Origin of the sequence: Microbacterium hatanonis (genome assembly GCF_008017415.1) — a bacterium.
Classification (GTDB): domain Bacteria; phylum Actinomycetota; class Actinomycetes; order Actinomycetales; family Microbacteriaceae; genus Microbacterium; species Microbacterium hatanonis.
The window spans coordinates 999,742-1,015,050 of the sequence record NZ_VRSV01000002.1 but is presented as its reverse complement, the minus strand read 5'-3'; the positions used below and the strand labels follow the sequence as shown (position 1 = coordinate 1,015,050).

The 15,309-nt window shown below is 71.4% G+C and carries 16 protein-coding genes; 2 read left to right on the top strand and 14 right to left on the bottom strand.

Going from position 1 to position 15,309, the window contains the following annotated elements; all coding sequences use genetic code 11:
• Nucleotides 1–53: 53 nt before the first annotated feature.
• From FVP77_RS14830 to FVP77_RS14820, 3 genes are all read right to left on the bottom strand, one after another.
• Nucleotides 54–1,211, bottom strand: a complete 1,158-nt coding sequence (locus FVP77_RS14830; protein ID WP_147895329.1) for a cystathionine gamma-synthase — start codon at nt 1,209–1,211, stop codon at nt 54–56.
• Nucleotides 1,208–2,227, bottom strand: coding sequence for a pyridoxal-phosphate dependent enzyme (locus FVP77_RS14825; RefSeq protein ID WP_147895328.1), 1,020 nt, complete (start codon nt 2,225–2,227; stop codon nt 1,208–1,210). Before FVP77_RS14825 ends, FVP77_RS14830 begins: the two co-directional genes overlap by 4 nt.
• A gap of 147 nt (nt 2,228–2,374) precedes the next feature.
• Nucleotides 2,375–2,728, bottom strand: coding sequence for a DUF7882 family protein (locus FVP77_RS14820; protein WP_246134131.1), 354 nt, complete (start codon nt 2,726–2,728; stop codon nt 2,375–2,377).
• A gap of 211 nt (nt 2,729–2,939) precedes the next feature.
• On the opposite strand from FVP77_RS14820, the gene FVP77_RS14815 reads away from it, so the two are divergent.
• On the top strand, nt 2,940–3,386 hold the full coding sequence (locus tag FVP77_RS14815; protein ID WP_246134130.1) for a MarR family transcriptional regulator: 447 nt from the start codon (nt 2,940–2,942) through the stop codon (nt 3,384–3,386).
• Nucleotides 3,387–3,401: 15 nt separating this feature from the next.
• On the opposite strand, the gene FVP77_RS14810 is transcribed toward FVP77_RS14815, so the two are convergent.
• From FVP77_RS14810 to FVP77_RS14770, 9 genes are all read right to left on the bottom strand, one after another.
• Complete coding sequence (locus FVP77_RS14810) at nt 3,402–3,734, bottom strand: hypothetical protein (protein ID WP_147895327.1); 333 nt, start codon at nt 3,732–3,734, stop codon at nt 3,402–3,404.
• Between the two features lie 99 nt (nt 3,735–3,833).
• Nucleotides 3,834–5,288 (bottom strand): phytoene desaturase family protein, encoded by a 1,455-nt coding sequence (locus FVP77_RS14805; RefSeq protein WP_147895326.1) that lies wholly within the window; start codon nt 5,286–5,288, stop codon nt 3,834–3,836.
• The gene (locus tag FVP77_RS14800) at nt 5,285–5,770 is read right to left on the bottom strand and encodes an SRPBCC family protein (protein ID WP_147895325.1); all 486 of its coding nucleotides are present in this window, start codon (nt 5,768–5,770) and stop codon (nt 5,285–5,287) included. The genes FVP77_RS14805 and FVP77_RS14800 overlap by 4 nt, the downstream gene beginning before the upstream one ends.
• A 42-nt stretch (nt 5,771–5,812) precedes the next feature.
• Nucleotides 5,813–6,823, bottom strand: coding sequence for an SDR family oxidoreductase (locus FVP77_RS14795; protein ID WP_147895324.1), 1,011 nt, complete (start codon nt 6,821–6,823; stop codon nt 5,813–5,815).
• Nucleotides 6,824–6,895: 72 nt separating this feature from the next.
• Nucleotides 6,896–7,387 carry a metallophosphoesterase family protein gene (locus FVP77_RS14790; protein ID WP_147895323.1) on the bottom strand — a complete coding sequence of 164 codons (492 nt, stop codon included), beginning with the start codon at nt 7,385–7,387 and terminating at the stop codon, nt 6,896–6,898.
• Nucleotides 7,388–7,435: 48 nt separating this feature from the next.
• Complete coding sequence (locus FVP77_RS14785) at nt 7,436–8,104, bottom strand: esterase/lipase family protein (RefSeq protein WP_147895322.1); 669 nt, start codon at nt 8,102–8,104, stop codon at nt 7,436–7,438.
• Nucleotides 8,101–8,886, bottom strand: coding sequence for an alpha/beta fold hydrolase (locus tag FVP77_RS14780; RefSeq protein WP_147895321.1), 786 nt, complete (start codon nt 8,884–8,886; stop codon nt 8,101–8,103). The genes FVP77_RS14785 and FVP77_RS14780 overlap by 4 nt, the downstream gene beginning before the upstream one ends.
• A 30-nt stretch (nt 8,887–8,916) precedes the next feature.
• Complete coding sequence (gene helR, locus FVP77_RS14775; protein ID WP_147895320.1) at nt 8,917–11,076, bottom strand: RNA polymerase recycling motor ATPase HelR; 2,160 nt, start codon at nt 11,074–11,076, stop codon at nt 8,917–8,919.
• Nucleotides 11,077–11,456: 380 nt separating this feature from the next.
• Complete coding sequence (locus FVP77_RS14770; protein WP_147895319.1) at nt 11,457–12,344, bottom strand: carbohydrate kinase family protein; 888 nt, start codon at nt 12,342–12,344, stop codon at nt 11,457–11,459.
• Between the two features lie 103 nt (nt 12,345–12,447).
• Here FVP77_RS14770 and FVP77_RS14765 point away from each other — a divergent pair, with 103 nt between their 5' ends.
• Nucleotides 12,448–13,416 (top strand): LLM class flavin-dependent oxidoreductase, encoded by a 969-nt coding sequence (locus FVP77_RS14765; RefSeq protein WP_147895318.1) that lies wholly within the window; start codon nt 12,448–12,450, stop codon nt 13,414–13,416.
• Nucleotides 13,417–13,419: 3 nt separating this feature from the next.
• Here FVP77_RS14765 and FVP77_RS14760 read toward each other — a convergent pair whose 3' ends face one another.
• Together FVP77_RS14760 and FVP77_RS14755 are read right to left on the bottom strand one after the other, a co-directional pair.
• Complete coding sequence (locus tag FVP77_RS14760; protein WP_147895317.1) at nt 13,420–14,349, bottom strand: SDR family oxidoreductase; 930 nt, start codon at nt 14,347–14,349, stop codon at nt 13,420–13,422.
• A 119-nt stretch (nt 14,350–14,468) separates the two neighbouring features.
• A complete protein-coding gene (locus tag FVP77_RS14755) occupies nt 14,469–15,308 on the bottom strand; it encodes a helix-turn-helix transcriptional regulator (RefSeq protein WP_147895316.1) in 840 nt (279 codons plus the stop codon).
• Between the last annotated feature and the right edge of the window lies 1 nt (nt 15,309).

Here is a 15,309-nt window from a genome sequence, read left to right as displayed (position 1 = left end):
ACTCCCGCGCTGCGACGGGATGTGGATCGGGGCGTTCTCGCGTGGATTCGGCGTCAGAGACCCGCGAGCGCCTGCTCGAGGTCGGCGAGCAGATCCTCGGCCGACTCGATGCCGACCGAGAGGCGGATGACCTCTTCGGGAACGGCCAGCTCGGTGCCGCGTACCGACGCGTGCGTCATCTCGTCGGGGTAGTTCAGCAGGCTCTCGACGCCGCCGAGCGACTCGGCCAGGGTGAAGACCCGCGTCGACTCCGCGAACCGGCGGGCGGCGGCAGCATCCGCCAGCGCCAGCGAGACGATGCCGCCGAACGCCGACATCTGGCGGGCGGCGATCTCGTGGCCGGGGTGCGAGGCGAGGCCCGGGTAGTACACCCGGGCGACGGCACCGTGACCGGCGAGGAAGTCGGCCACGGCCTGTCCGTTCTCGCTGTGGCGCTGCATGCGGATGCCCAGCGTCTTGATACCGCGCGTCGTCAGCCACGCGTCGAGGGGACCGGAGACCGCCCCGGCCGCGAACTGCAAGAACTTCGCCTTCTCGGCGAGCTCGTCGTCGTTGAGCACGAGCGCCCCGCCGACGACATCGGAGTGACCGCCGAGGTACTTCGTCGTCGAGTGCACGACGACGTCGGCGCCGAGGGCGAGAGGCTGCTGCAACGCCGGAGAGGCGAACGTGTTGTCGACGACGACCAGAGCGCCGGCCGCGTGCGAGACGCGGGCGAGCTCGGCGATGTCGGTGATGCGCAGCAGCGGGTTGCTGGGGGTCTCGACCCAGACGATCTGGGGTGCGCGCTCCTCGATCGCCGCGGCGACGGCATTCGCGTCGCTCATGTCGACCACGCGCAGCTTCACACCCCACGGACCGAGGATGCGGGCGATCAAGCGGTATGTCCCGCCGTAGACGTCGTTGCCGAGCAGCACCTCGTCGCCCGGCTGCAGCACCGCGCGCAGGAGAGCGTCTTCGGCGGCGAGGCCCGAGGCGAACGACAGCGCGTGGCGCCCACCCTCGATCGCGGCGAGCTGCGTCTGCAGCGACGTGCGTGTGGGGTTGCCGCTGCGGCCGTACTCGTAGCCCTGGCGGAGACCGCCGACGCCGTCCTGCGCGTAGGTCGTGGAGAAGTGCACGGGCGGGATGACCGCACCGGTCGTGGGGTCGAACTCCTGGCCGGCGTGAACGGCCAGGCTGTCGAATCCGCGGATGTTCTCGGTGGTCATGAGCGGTTCTCCGATTCGGGTGCGGATGCTGAGGGAGTGGATGCGGCGGACGACGGGTCGTCGATCGCGTACCCGCGAGCCGTCATCCAGTCGTCGTCGAAGACCTTGCTGAGATAGCCGCGACCGTGGTCGGGGAGGAGGACGACCACGACGGCGTCCTCGGGCAGATCGCGCGCGGCGCGGAGGGCGCCGACGACGGCCATGCCGCTGGATCCGCCGACGAGGAGCCCCTCTTCGCGTGCCAGCCGTCGCGTCATCGCGAACGACTCGGCGTCGGAGACCCGGTGGAGCTCGTCCACGACTCCGGGGTCGTAGGCGGGCGGCCAGAAGTCCTCGCCGACGCCTTCGACGTCATACCCGTGCACCGGACCGCCCGTGTAGATCGAGCCGACCGGATCGATCCCGACGATGCGCACGCTTCCGCCCGATGCCTCGCGCAGGAACCGACCGGTGCCGGTGATGGTGCCGCCCGTGCCGACACCCGCGACGAAGTGGGTCACACGTCCGTCGGTGTCGCGCCAGATCTCAGGACCCGTCGATTCGTAGTGGCTGCGAGGGCCGTTCGGATTGGCGTATTGGTTCGGCTTGAACGCCCCGGGGATCTCCGAGACCAGGCGGTCGGAGACGTTGTAGTACGACTGAGGGTCTTCCGGCTCGACGTTGGTCGGGGTCACCACGACCTCGGCGCCGTAGGCGCGCATCACGGCACGCTTGTCTTCGGCGACCTTGTCGGGCACCACGAAGACGCAGCGGTATCCCCGCTGCTGAGCGACGAGGGCGAGCCCTACGCCGGTGTTGCCGCTGGTCGGCTCGACGATGGTGCCGCCCGGGCGGAGGAGGCCTTCGCGCTCGGCGGCGTCGATGATGTTGGCCGCGATGCGGTCTTTCGACGAGCCGCCGGGGTTGAAGTACTCCACCTTCGCGAGCACCGTGGCGCGGACGCCGTCGGTGACCCGGTTGAGCTGGACGAGAGGGGTATTGCCGACGAGGTCGGTGACGGTGCGGGCGTATCGCACGGATTGCTCCTGGGGTGAGCCGCGCGGAGGGCGCGGAGATCTGTCGGGGTCGGTGAGAGCAGAGAGCTCAGCGACAACAGCGACAGTTCAGCACACACCCACAGTACACACCCGGCGCCCCGCACCGCAGTACGGGTGAGAAGGCCGTCAGACCTTTGCGGTGCGGCGGGTGCGCGGCACGCGCGTCTCGACGACCTCGTTCGCGAACGCGTTGAAATCGACGACGAGGCCCGACGTCGAACTCGCATCGTTCGCGAGGCTCTTGAGGTGCTCGGGGTCGAGCAGCTCCGGTTCGGCCGAGGAGAACACGAAACGCAGCGGGATCGACGGCTGGATCCAGATCGTCGAACGACCGCGCGGGGTGTCGGCATCGTGACGCCATGACAGCGTGAAGCTCTCGCCTCGGCGGAGCTTGGTGGCGACGACGACCTTGACGTGCGCGAGAACCCGGTCGGGCATGTCGATCGGCTGGTCCGTGCTGCCGTAGAACAGTTTGCCCATCGGATGCTCCTTTGTTCGGTGCGCGAATCGGCGCGGTGGAGAGGTTCCTGCGTCATGTGCGACCGCCGGAGACTGTCACCGTTTCGGGGCGGAACCCTCGGGAAGAACGATACAGTTATCTCAGTAAATTAGCTAATCTCTTTACATCTTCGCCCCACTACCTATTCTGATAACGTGGGCGCGGTCGCCCGAACGCACAGGAGGAGGACGCGTGAGTAGATCACTGACACCGTCGCCCCTCCGTCGCGCTCTGCAGAAGTACGTCGATGCTCGTCACGCCGCAATGATCGAGGCGCGCCGCGAGCTCAAGATCGGCGAACTCGACGCGCGTGCGCTGCTGTTCATCGCCGACAACCCGGGCGCTCGTCCCACGCAGCTCCGGCAGTACCTCGGCATCACCTCGGCAGGCGTGACGACTCTCATCGACCGTCTCGTCGAGCGAGAGGCCGTGCGCCGCGACGTCGACCCCGACGACCGCCGCGTCAACCGCATCACGGTCACCGTGGATCTCGGCGAGCTGCCGTGGTCGGCGTTGCAGCAGTTCGACAACGACTTCGACCGGGCCGTCGCAGCCGGTGACCGGGAGCACACCGCGCACTTCGCGCGGACGCTCGACGACTTCACCGCCGCCGTCGCCTCCATGGCCCGGGCGTCCTGACGCGCGACCGCTCGCTCAGTCGGAGAAGCTCTGAGACTTCCCCTGGAGGAACGAGCACAGCACCGACGCGATCGAGAGTTCCGACGCGAGGCCGTGCAGACCGGCCGCATCCAGCACCACGGCGTTCTCCCGCGGTTCGAGGGTGACGACCCATCGGTGCGAGCCCTGCGACTCGGGCTGGATGTAGGTCACGGTCGAGGCGTTGTGCAGGCTCACCGCGACGAGGCCGGTGTTCGAGCCGTCCTCGCCGTCCTGCGGGAGCACCTTCAGCGTGCCCGAGACCGGGTAGCCGAGGTCGTGGAACTCATCGAGCCACTCCTGCAGCGTGTCCTGGCTTCGGAACGGCATCGGTGACCCTCATCTCCCCCGGCTGAGACCGCCGTATGGGTCCATTATGGGGGTCGCGGCGGGGCCGGGGCGTCGAGATTCCCGCCTGTCGAGACGATCTCAGAACGGCGCGAGCGACGGCTCGGCGCGCGCGCCGAAATCATGGCGGAGAGCGCTCAGCGCGGCGCGCCAGCCGACGAGGCCGGTGACACCCGGTCCGGGACTGACGGAGGCCGAGCAGAGGTAGACCCCGGGCACCGGGGTGTGCCACGGATCCGGGCTCAGCACGGGGCGCCGAACGAGCTGATCGAACGTCGGGGCTCCCGCCGAGATGTCGCCCCCGGGGTAGTTCGGGTTGTAGCTGGCGACGTCGACGGCCGTCCGCGAACTCGTCGCGAGGATCGTGTCGCGGAAGCCCGGTGCGAACCGTTCGATCTGGGCGATCACGGCGTCGGCGCGGTCGGCGTCGCTGCCCGCGGGCACGTGCGTGTACGTCCAGAGCGTGTGCGCGCCCTCGGGGGCGCGGCCCGCGTCGAACAGCGACGGTTGCGCGGCGAGCACGTAGGGGCGGTCGTGGAGTCTGCCGCGGGAGACGTCGTTCTCGGCCTCGGCGATCTCGGCACGCGTGCCGCCGACGTGCACGGTACCGGCCCGTCGCACCTCCGGGTGGGTCCAGGGCACGGGCTCGGAGAGGGCGAAATCGACCTTCGCCACGCCCCCGCCGTAGCGGAAGCGCTCCATCTTCGCGCGGTAGGACTGCGGCATCCGATCGCCGGCGAGCCTCACGAAGGCGTCGGGCGTCACGTCGAGCAGCACCACCCGCGACGTCGGGAGCTCGTCGAGCGAGGTCACCTCGTGATCGGTCGCCACCTCGCCCCCGTGGGCGACGAGGTCGTCGACCATCGCGTCGACGATGGCCTGACTGCCGCCGCGCGGGATCGGCCATCCGCGCGCGTGCCCGTACGCCGCGAGCGCGAGGCCCGCGCCGGCGGCCGCGAGGCTCGGCTGATGGAGGATCGTGTGCGCGGCCACACCCGTGATCATGGCGGGAGCCGTCTGCTCGTGGAACGGGGCGTTCCACCACGGGCCGCCCTGAGCGATCGCGCGCAGCCCGAAGTTCAGGACGGTGACAGGATGCCGCGGCACGCGCAGCAGCGTCGACCCGGTGAACTCCGCCACCCGGGACGCATGCTCGGCCAGCGGACGCATGAGCAGGTCGTACGCCGCGCCGTCGCGACCGAGGCTCTCCACCGTGCGGGCGAGATCGAGATAGGCCAGGCCCGCGCGCCCGCCGTCGAGGGGATGCGCGTAGGAGACCTCGGGCACGACGAAGTCCACGCGCGCCCCGAGCTGGAACTCGCGGAAGAACCGCGACTCGAACGCCATCGGGTGCACCGCCGAGCAGACGTCGTGCAGGAAGCCGGGCAGGGTCAGCTCGGTCGTCGACGCACCGCCGCCGACCAGGGATGCCCGCTCGTAGACGCGCACGTGGAGCCCGGCCCGAGCGAGCGTCACGGCCCCGGCGAGCCCGTTGGGACCCGACCCGACGACGATCGCGTCGAACTCCTCGGTCACTCGCCGTCCTCGGCGATCTCGCGCTCCGCGGTCGAAGAGCGGGCGTGGAGCGCACGACCCTCGGCGAGATACGCGAGACGATGCAGCGTCTCGGCATTGCGGATGTACAGACCGACGTCCATCAGCGCGTCGGGCACCAGCCGGCCGGGTCCGGCGACGGCCTCCTCCTGGATGCGGACGACGCACCCGTCGCCGCGGGGTTTGACGTCGATGGTGACGAGGGCCTCGCCCACCGGCCACCCTCGCGCACGAAGCACGGCGCGACGCGGCGGGTCCCACTGGAGCGACACCGTCGTGTCGTCGATCAGCACGGGCCAGACGCCGAACGAGTGGTAGAGGTGAGACCCCACCTCGGGCCACGCGTCGTCGACCTCTCGCATGCGGGACGAGCCCACCACCCAGGACGGGAACAACCAGCCGTTCGCGATCACCGCGAACACGTCGTCGGCCGTGCAGTGGAGCACGCGTACGTTCGAAGACATCCGATTTCCTCCCGTTTCTCCTGGCGAGTGGCGATCCGGTGATCAGCGCCGTCGTAGTGCGAGCGCTCCCCCGATCGCAGCGACAGCCGATCCGGCGACGCCCGCCCCAGCGAGCAGACGCCGGTGGTGGATCGCCCACGTCTGAATACTGCCCGACTTCGCCTTGTCGTCGAAGATGCCGCGCGCGCCGTGGTCGCCCGCGACGGGCTCGTACAGATTCGCCGGGAGCTGCGGGTCGGTGTGGTCGGGTGAGAGCTGCCCGCTCCACGCGGTCTTCGCGAGGTACCAATCCATGAAGCGACCCGCGAACCGGGTTCCCAGGATGAGGCCCACCGTCGGCAGCCCCACCCAGGTGCGTCGCCGCGGGGTGTCCGCCACGTCGGCGACGGCGCGCGCGCCCACCTCGGGCTGGAAGATCGGCGGCACGGGCTGCGGGTGCTCGGCGAAGTCGGACTTCACCCAGTTGAACTGCACCGTGTTGAGCGCCGGCATGTCGACGATCGAGATCGCCACCGGGATGCCGTCGTGCGACAGCTCGCCGATGACCGCGTCGGTGAAACCATGGATCGCGTGCTTCGCCCCGCAGTACGCCGCCTGCAGCGGGATCCCCCGGTGAGCGAGAGCGGAGCCGATCTGGATGACGTGGCCGCGACCCCGAGGGACCATACGCCGCAGCGCCGAGCGCGTTCCGTTGACCACTCCGAGGTAGGTGACGTCGGTGGCGCGCTCGAAGTCCTCCTCCGCCGTGTCGAGGAACGGTGAGATCGTCCCGGTCATGGCGTTGTTGATCCAGAGGTCGATGCCGCCGAACTCCTCCTCGACGCGCGCGGCCGCAGCATCCACCGCCTTCGCGTCGGCGACGTCGACGGAGATGCCGAGCCCCCGGCGCCCGGCCGCCTCGATCTCGGCGACGGTCGCCGCGAGGCCGTCTTCCCCGCGCGCCAGAACGACGACGTCCCAGCCGCGGTCGGCCAGCTCACGGGCGGTGGCCCGTCCGAGTCCTGCGGATCCGCCGGTGATGACGGCGGTACCTCGTGCGTTCGTGTCGCTCATTCTGCTGAGGCTACGCAGGCCGGATGCCGCGACCCCCCGTCTTGCCAGGGTGCCCGCGGGCGGCTAGGGGTCTCAGACCGTCACGAGCTGCACATCGGCGAGAGCGCCGTCGTCGACGACGAGGGTCATGTACGTGTGGTGCGGCTGCCGACGACGATCGGTGGGCGATCCGGGGTTGAGCAGGCGCAGTCCCTCAGCCGAGGTGTCCCACGGGATGTGGCTGTGACCGAAGACGAGCACGTCGGTGTCGGGGAACGCGGCGGGCATCCGGCGCTCCCGCGTCTTGGCGTCGCCCGTCTCGTGGATCACGGCGAACCGCACGCCCTCGATCTCGCGCCGCGCGACCTCGGGCAGACGCGCGCGGAGGTCGGCGCCGTCGTTGTTGCCCCACACGCCGAGCACGTCGCCGTGCCGCCGGAGCTCGTCGAGCACGCCCTCGCTCACCCAGTCCCCGGCGTGGACGATGAGGTCGGCCTCGTCGGCCGCCTGCAGAACCGCCTCGGGCAGAACCCGCGCCCGGCCCGGTATGTGCGTGTCGGAGATCAGCAGCATCCGTGTCGCCATGCCTCGACGCTACCCCCACCGGTTCGGGGCGATGCTGCGCCGCACCCGTCAGTCGGCCAGCACGGCGAGCTCGGCCAGCACCCGTGGATGCGCGAGGATGCGGAAATGGCCGCCCGTCTCGAGCCGCACGTTCTTCGCCCCGACCAGCTCGCTGCCCTCGGGGATATGCGGGTCGAACCGCCCGTACACCGAGACGATCTTCGCGTTCACGGCGGTCTCCCGCGCCAGCGCCCGGATCGTCGCGTCACGCGGGGAGAAGATGCGCAGCGTGGGTGCGAGCACCATGAGCCGCGCATAGCTCGAGCCGCCGAACGGCGTCGCGACGGCGAGCATCCCCCGCACTCGACCCGCCGCCGCGCCGAACGCCATCGCCTGCTTGCCGACGAGACCGCCCTTGCTGTGGGCCATGAGCACCACGTCGGACAGGTCGTGCTGCTCGAGATACTCCGTCACACGCTCGGCCATCTCGACGACGGGACGCTCGTTGCGCCGCAGCAGATCGACCACGTGCACCGGGTGGCCGCGCCCGTGCAGCTCCTCGATCAACGGCTGCATGAACTTCCACGTCTCGTACACGCCGGGCAGCACCACGATGGGCGTGCGGTCGCCGGAGAGGAATATCGCCGGATCCGTGCGATTGAAGAACGCGCGCACCTGCCACACGACGGCGTAGGCGTAGTCCCTCGCCCACCAGACCGGGATCTGGAGCGGGTTCACCCTCGACCCTCGACGCGCTCCGCGACGAACGCGTCGATGGCGGAGGCGACCGATCGCGGCGCCGTCTGCTGCACCACGTGGTGGTGGCGGGGCACCTCGACGAGCGCACCGTCGACCGCGGCGTCGCGCAAGCGCCGGCACCAGTCGAGTCCGGCGACCGGATCGCTCCCGCCCCGCAGCACGAGGAGCGGCGCGGTCATCGCCGCCACGCGCTCCTCGATCGGATACGACAGCATGTGTCGCACCTGCGCGAGATACCACCGCGGCCCGCACCGCACGTAGTCGGTGAACACCTGGTAGTTGATCGCCGGCGGCTCGCCGAACGACTCGATCGTCAGGGCGAGCGCCTGCGCGGGCAGCGAGCGGTGCTTCTCATCGGCGACCGGCCCCATCGCGACGACCCCGCGCACGAGATCGGGGCGCTGAGCGGCGAGCTCGACCGTCCACTGCGCCCCCATGGAATGCCCCACGAGCACCACCGGGCCGCTGTCGATGCCGTCGAGCACCTCTCCGAGCAAGTCCGCCATGGCCGGGATGCCGAGGTCGCGACCCGGTTTCGGCAGCCCGCCGAATCCCGGCAGATCGACGGAGTGCACGTCGGCCTCCACCGCCAGCCGCGCATGCAGTTTCGTCAGGTATCGGTGAGACATCCCGATCCCGTGGATCAGGACGAACGGGGTGCCGGGATCCGCAGCGGTCGACTCCGAGGTGAGCACGCGGAACACGGCGCCGTCGAGGTCGACCCGGCGCTCGATGGCGGGGAAGGCGGGCGCTCGTGTCATCGGGTAAACGTACCCCGCCGGCGGAGCCGATCAGGTCGACGACCGACTCCGTGACCCGTCTAGGATCACGAGCTGGCGGGTCGCCCGCGTCATCGCGACGTAGCGGTCGACGGCGCCCTCGACGCCGGAGCCGAAGGAGTCCGGCTCGACCAGCACGACGAGGTCGAACTCCAGCCCCTTCGCGTGCTGCGGCGGGAGCGACCGCACCCGTTCGGTCGACGGGAAGGCCGGGTCGCCGATCACGCAGGCGATCCCCTCGTGCGCCGCGAGCCACGATGCCACGATCTCGCGCGCATCCGACGCGCGGCCGCGGAGGACGGCCAGCCCGCTCCGGCGGATCGCCCTCGGCACGTTCGCCTCGGGGAGCACCGCGCGGATGACGGGCTCGGCCTCGGCCATGACCTCCTCCGGCGTGCGGTAGTTCACCGTCAGCGTCGCGGTGCGCACGTGACGGAGCCCCACCCGCTCCAGGCGTTCCTCCCACGATTCGGCGAAGCCGTGCCGCGCCTGCGCGCGGTCTCCCACGATCGTGAAGCTGCGCGACGGGCAGCGATCCAGCAGCATCCGCCATTCGGCGTCGGTCAGCTCCTGCGCCTCGTCGACGACGATGTGCGAGAACGGCCCCCTCAGCAGGTCGGGGTCGAGGCGGGGAACGGATGCGTCGTCGACGAGCGACGTGCGGACGTCATCGCCCCGCAGCATCGTCATGAGGCCCTCGCCGTCGTCGAGCTCGTGCGACGCGATCAGGTCGTCGACCACGCGGTCCATCTGCTCCCGGTCCGCGGCGAGTGCGGCTTCGCGCCGTCTCGCCGCCCGGTTCGCCTCCGGGTCGCCGATGCGCCGCCGCGCGGCGTCGAGGAACGGAAGGTCGGATTCGGTCCACGGTTCCGACGGGTCGCGGCGCAGCATCCGTACCTCGCCTTCGGTCAGATCCGGAGCGCACTGCCGCAGGTAGGCGGGCACCGCCCAGAGGTCGGCGACCACGCCCACGGGGTCGAGCAGCGGCCAGGCGCGGGTGAAGGCGCGCGCGAGTGTCTCGTCGCGAGCCACCGCCCGGCGCACCACGCCGGCCGGGACGTCGTCGTCGTGCTGGTCGACGAGGGTGTCGAGGAGGTGATCCCACACCTCGTCACGGGCCTCGTCGTGCGGGGTGCCGGGGTCGGGCGCGTCGAACGCGTCGGCCCAGTCGGCGGCGGTGAGGGAGACGTCCGCCCACGCCGTCTCGATCCGAAGGGTCTCGGTCGGCGGCCTCTCGTAGTGGCGGACGGCCGCCTCGACGAGCCCGCGGAGCGCGGCGGATGCCTTGAGCGCGGCCACGCGCGGATCGGCCTCGGGCGCGGCATCCCTCCCCTCGGGCACGAGGTCGCGGAGCGTGCACGTCTGCACACTGTCTTCGCCGAGGCTCGGCAGCACGTCGGCCACGTAGGCGAGGTAGGGCTGGTGGGGCCCGACGAAGAGCACCCCGCCGTGGCCGCGCGCGAGGCGCGGGTCGGAGTAGATCAGATACGCCGCGCGGTGCAGCGCGACGACGGTCTTCCCCGTGCCCGGCCCGCCGTCCACGACGAGGGCGCCGCGCGAGTCCGCCCGGATGACGGCGTCCTGGTCGGCCTGGATCGTGCCGAGCACGTCGCGCATCCGGGGCGAGCGGGTGCTTCCGAGGCTCGCGATGAAAGCGGAACGGTCATCGAGGGCAGCGCGCTGGGCGAACCCGTCGGCGGTGAACACCTCGTCCCAGTAGTCGGTGATGCGCCCGCCGTTCCAGCGGTAGCGTCGACGGCTGACGAGTCCCCGCGGGTCGCCGTGCGTGGCGGCGAAGAAGGGCTCTGCGGCGGGCGCGCGCCAGTCGACGAGCAGCAGGCGCCCGGCACCGTCGGTGAGGCTGAGGCGCCCGATATAGAGCGGCGGCGTCGCGTCGTCGGCGACGATGCGCCCCAGACAGAGGTCGAGGCGGAACCGGCGGAGCGTTCGCAGTCGAGCGGTCAGCCGATGGATCTCGAGGTCGCGGTCGAGAGCCGCCTGGCCCGTGCCGCCCGGGGCCCGTCGCTCGGCGTCGAGTCGCGCCGACAGGTCGTCGATCTGCTGCGCGAGGCTTCGGGCGATCTCGGCGAAGTGCCGTTCGTCGTCCCCGATGAGCGTCGGGTCGTCCTTGGCGGCGAGGTGATCGGGCAGCGAGAAGACGGAAGAGGTCACGGCATCGGCTCCGGGTTCGACGGACGCCCCGAGCGCGGGGCGCCGCCGATTCTCCACCGCGACGGGGGCCTTGCCGCAAGCCCCCTATCGAGCCGTAAAATGGAGCCAGGCAGGGAGTTCGCGCCCCCTGGTCCGCTGCGCGATGTGCCCGGCGTGGGCCGCATGCCCGGCGTCGGCCTGCGGCCGTCGCCCCGCCAGTCCCGATGCCAGCGGCCCCCACCAGGCACATCGCTCCGCGAACGTCACCGCGCCCGGAGCACAGCGCGACCGACTCCGCATGCCCGGCGTCGGCCTGCGGCCGCCGCCCCGCCAGTCCCGATGCCAGCGGCCCCCACCAGGTACATCGCTCCCGACGGCGAAGACCGGGCGGGCGTGGGCCGTCAGAGCTCGCGGGCCCAGGGGAGGTCGGCGCCGGCGCGTGAGACGGTGAGCGCCGCGGCGCGGATCGCGTCACCGCCGATCCGCTCGAGGGCCGCCCGGTCGAGATCGGCACTTCCCGATGCGGCGACCGAGGCGATGAGCGACGCCATGAACGTGTCGCCGGCACCGATCGTGTCGACCACCGCCACCTTCTCGGCGGGGATCGTGAGCCGTTCGGTGCTCGTCGCGACGATCGCGCCCTCGCCGCCCAGGGTCACGGCGACAAGCCGCGGGCCGAGTGCGAGGATCGCGTCGACCACGGCGTCGGGCGATTCCCCGGGGTAGAGCCACGCCGCATCCTCGTCGCTGAGCTTCACCACCGTCGAGAGGCGGGAGGTGGCTTCGAACGCCGGGAACGCGGCGGCGTGCTCGCCGACGAGAGCCGGTCTGATGTTCGGATCGAAGGTGACCTCGCCCGCAGCCGATGCGCTCAACGCCTCGCGCACCGAGGTGGCGCCGGGCTCGAGGAACGCCGCAACCGACCCGGTGTGCAGCACGCGGGGCCGGAGGTCCACGGGCACGACGAACGGGTCCCATGCGAGATCGAACACGTACGACGCCTGGCCGTCGGAAGCGATCCGCGCACGCGCCGTCGACGTCGCGTCAGCGGCGAACGACTCCCGCGGCACGACCACGCCCGACTCCTCCAGGTGTGCCGCGATTCGCGCTCCGCGGTCGTCTCTTCCGAGCTGGGTGACGAGTGCGACGCCGACCCCGCGCCGGCCGAGACCGAGCGCGACGTTCGCGGGGCTCCCGCCGACGTGCTCCGTCGCTCCTCCCGCCGTCTCGACGATGTCGATGAGCGCTTCGCCGATGACGACGACGTCGAGGGTGGGGGCGGTGCTCATGGGTTCTCCTGTGCCGGTCGGGTGCCGCGTCCCTCGAATGTACGCGGCGAGGAGCGGCGGCGTTGCCATAATGAGGGGCCCGTTCCACGAAAGGCCGACAACGATGAGTCCTGACAATGTGGGAGTGATCCTGCCCCGCGATCTGCCGGCCGGCGAGGTCGTCTCCTTCGCCCGCAGAGCGGAAGAGCTCGGATTCGACGAGCTGTGGGTCGTCGAAGACCTCGGCTTCCGCGGCGGCATCGCGCAGGCCTCGGCCGTGCTGGCCTCGACGAGCCGCATCAGGGTCGGCGTCGGCATCCTCCCCGCGGGTGCGCGCAACGTCGCCTTCGCCGCGATGGAGATCGCCACGCTCGGCGAGCTCTTCCCCGGTCGCGTGGTCGTCGGCATCGGCCACGGCATGCCGCACTGGATGCGCTCGCTCGGGGTGTGGCCGAAGAGCCCGCTCACACTGCTGAGCGAGTACACGGTCGCTCTCACCGCTCTCCTGCGCGGCGAGCAGACGCCCGAGGCAGGCCGCTACGTCGACGTGTCGGGTCTCCGCCTCGATCTCGTGCCGTCGACGCCCCCGCCCATCGTCTGGGGCGTGCGGGGTCCTCGGTCGCTCGCAGCGGCGGGACGCGTCGCCCAGGGCGTCGTGCTCGCCGAGCCGTCGGCGCCCGCGTACATCCGCGCGTCGATCGAGACCACGGCGTTCGACACCGGACGCGCGGATGCGGCGCCGCTGGTCGTCGCGTACGACATCGCCGCCGTCGCGGCGACGGATGCGGCGGCGCGCGAACTCGTGCGGCCGGCTCTGGGCATCGTCGGCGAACCCGACTGGCACCCGCACATCGCGCCTCTGCCGTTCGCCGACGACTTCGTGGCGCTGCGCGAGCGGACCGGCAGCCCCGAGGCGTTCGCCGCGGCGCTCCCCGACGAGTGGATCGACGCGCTCACCCTCGCGGGTACGGCCGACCGGGTGCGCGCCGGGATCGCTGCGCGGCACGCGGCGGGTGCGACGAGCGTGGTGCTCACGCCCGTCGGTCCCGACCGTTCCGCCGCGCTCGAAGACCTCGCCGGCGCCCTCGGCTAGGGGTCAGGCCGCGAACCGGGCGCCGACGAGACTCTCCGACGCCTCCCACAGCCGACGCGCATCGGCCATGCTCGCCATGGGGGCCCACAGCTCCCGTCGTGCGGGTCGTCCACCGACCACTCGGGTCGGCCCGTAGAACTCGTCGCCTTTCGCCGTCGGATCCGTGGCCGCCATCAGCGCGGGGAGAGCAGCGGTCTCCGGCGTGCCCACGACGCCCATGCACGCGAGCACACCGATCACGCGCCGCTCGGGAGTCTCTTTCTCGCGACCCATCCCCGGCTGGGCGGCGAGCAGGTTCGTCGGTGACACACCCGGGTGCGACGAGTTGCTCGTGATGCCCCATCCGCCCTCACGGCTTCGCGCATCCAGTTCGCGGGCGAACAGGGCGACAGCGAGCTTCGACTGGTTGTAGGCGGCCATCCCGTTGTAGTCGTCGCGCCAGTCCAGGTCGTCCCAGTGGATCGCCCCGCTGCGGGCGGCGATGCTCGTCTGGTGCGTGATGCGCGCTCGCCCCTCGCGCAGCAGGGGCAGCAGGCCCAGCGTGAGCGCGAAGTGACCGAGATGGTTCGTGCCGAACTGCAGTTCGTGCCCGTCGCGCGTCTCCTGCCGCTGGGGCGGCCGCATGACGCCGGCGTTGTTGACGAGCAGGTCGAGGGGACGCCCCTCGGCGCGGAGCTCGTCGACGAGGGCCCCGACCGAGTCGAGTGAGGAGAGGTCGAGCGCCCGCGTCGAGACCGACGCCCCGGGAACCGCCGTGCGGATCTCCCCGGCGGCGCGCTCCCCCTTCGCCGGCGAGCGCACCGGCATGACCACCTCCGCCCCCGCGCGGGCCAGGCGCATCGCGATCACGCGCCCGATCCCGTCGCTGGCGCCGGTGACGACGGCGATCTTTCCGGTCAGGTCGGGAACGGTGATGTCGATGCGGCGTGCCATGAGGACTCCTCGGTCGTGCGGCCCGGAGCCGCGGAAACGATGTACCCCGATGCTCGCCCCGCGAGCGTGCGATATTCAGGGCCTGACGATCCACGGATGCGGGGAACACCCGTCGGCCGTCACGACATCGGTGATGCCCCGACGACGGCGAGCAGCTCGAGCTTCTCGTAGCTCTCGCTGCCAGGCACCGCCGTGTACACGAGCAGACGGTGCGACTGGTCGGGGTCGAGAAGCGTCTGGCACGACAGTTCGAGCTCCCCCACCACGGGATGACGGAACCGCTTCACCTCGGGGGGACGCCTGCCGACCTCGTGCGCGTCCCAGAGACGCGCGAACTCCTCGCTCTCGCCGCGCAACCGCGCCGCGAGGCGAGCCGCTCGCGAGTCCGCTCCCCGCATCGTCGCGATCTCCCGCAATCCCGCCGTGTAGAGGCGGGAGAGTTGCGCGCGCTCCTCGTCGGGGTACGCCTCCTGCGACGCCGGCTCGGTGAACCACCGGTACCCCAGGCTGCGCGCCGGCCCGATGCGCTCGCTCGCATCGCCGGTGAGGGCGACCCCGAGCGGGGTCTGACGCAGGGTCTCGCCGAGTTCGGTGACGATCTCGGCCGGGGTGTCGTGGAGTCGATCGAGGATGCGCAGGAGCCCGGGACCGACGAAGTCGCTGTCTGCGCCCCGGGCCGGGGCGTTGTGGCCCGCGAGGCGGAAGACGTGGTCGCGCTCGTCGAGCGACAGGTGCAGCCCCTGAGCGATCGACGCGATCATCTGCTCCGAGGGGTGCGGGCCGGTGCCGCGTTCGAGCCGCGCGTAGTAGTCGGTCGACATGTGGCAGAGCGCCGCGACCTCCTCGCGTCGCAGCCCCGCGGTCCTCCGGCGCTGCCCGCGCCCGAGCCCCACGTCTTCGGGTTGCAGCGATTCGCGTCGGCGCCGCAGGAACGTCGCCAACCCCGCACGATCGATCATG

Bases quoted from the DNA above. Each gene is read 5' to 3' on its own strand.
- FVP77_RS14765 (WP_147895318.1), top strand. From the start codon at position 12,448: ATGAGTCCTGACAATGTGGGAGTGATCCTGCCCCGCGATCTGCCGGCC.
- FVP77_RS14760 (WP_147895317.1), bottom strand. From the start codon at position 14,349: ATGGCACGCCGCATCGACATCACCGTTCCCGACCTGACCGGAAAGATC.
- FVP77_RS14770 (WP_147895319.1), bottom strand. From the start codon at position 12,344: ATGAGCACCGCCCCCACCCTCGACGTCGTCGTCATCGGCGAAGCGCTC.
- FVP77_RS14795 (WP_147895324.1), bottom strand. From the start codon at position 6,823: ATGAGCGACACGAACGCACGAGGTACCGCCGTCATCACCGGCGGATCC.
- FVP77_RS14820 (WP_246134131.1), bottom strand. From the start codon at position 2,728: ATGGGCAAACTGTTCTACGGCAGCACGGACCAGCCGATCGACATGCCC.
- FVP77_RS14810 (WP_147895327.1), bottom strand. From the start codon at position 3,734: ATGCCGTTCCGAAGCCAGGACACGCTGCAGGAGTGGCTCGATGAGTTC.
- FVP77_RS14755 (WP_147895316.1), bottom strand. From the start codon at position 15,308: ATGATCGATCGTGCGGGGTTGGCGACGTTCCTGCGGCGCCGACGCGAA.
- FVP77_RS14800 (WP_147895325.1), bottom strand. From the start codon at position 5,770: ATGTCTTCGAACGTACGCGTGCTCCACTGCACGGCCGACGACGTGTTC.
- FVP77_RS14790 (WP_147895323.1), bottom strand. From the start codon at position 7,387: ATGGCGACACGGATGCTGCTGATCTCCGACACGCACATACCGGGCCGG.
- FVP77_RS14780 (WP_147895321.1), bottom strand. From the start codon at position 8,886: ATGACACGAGCGCCCGCCTTCCCCGCCATCGAGCGCCGGGTCGACCTC.
- FVP77_RS14830 (WP_147895329.1), bottom strand. From the start codon at position 1,211: ATGACCACCGAGAACATCCGCGGATTCGACAGCCTGGCCGTTCACGCC.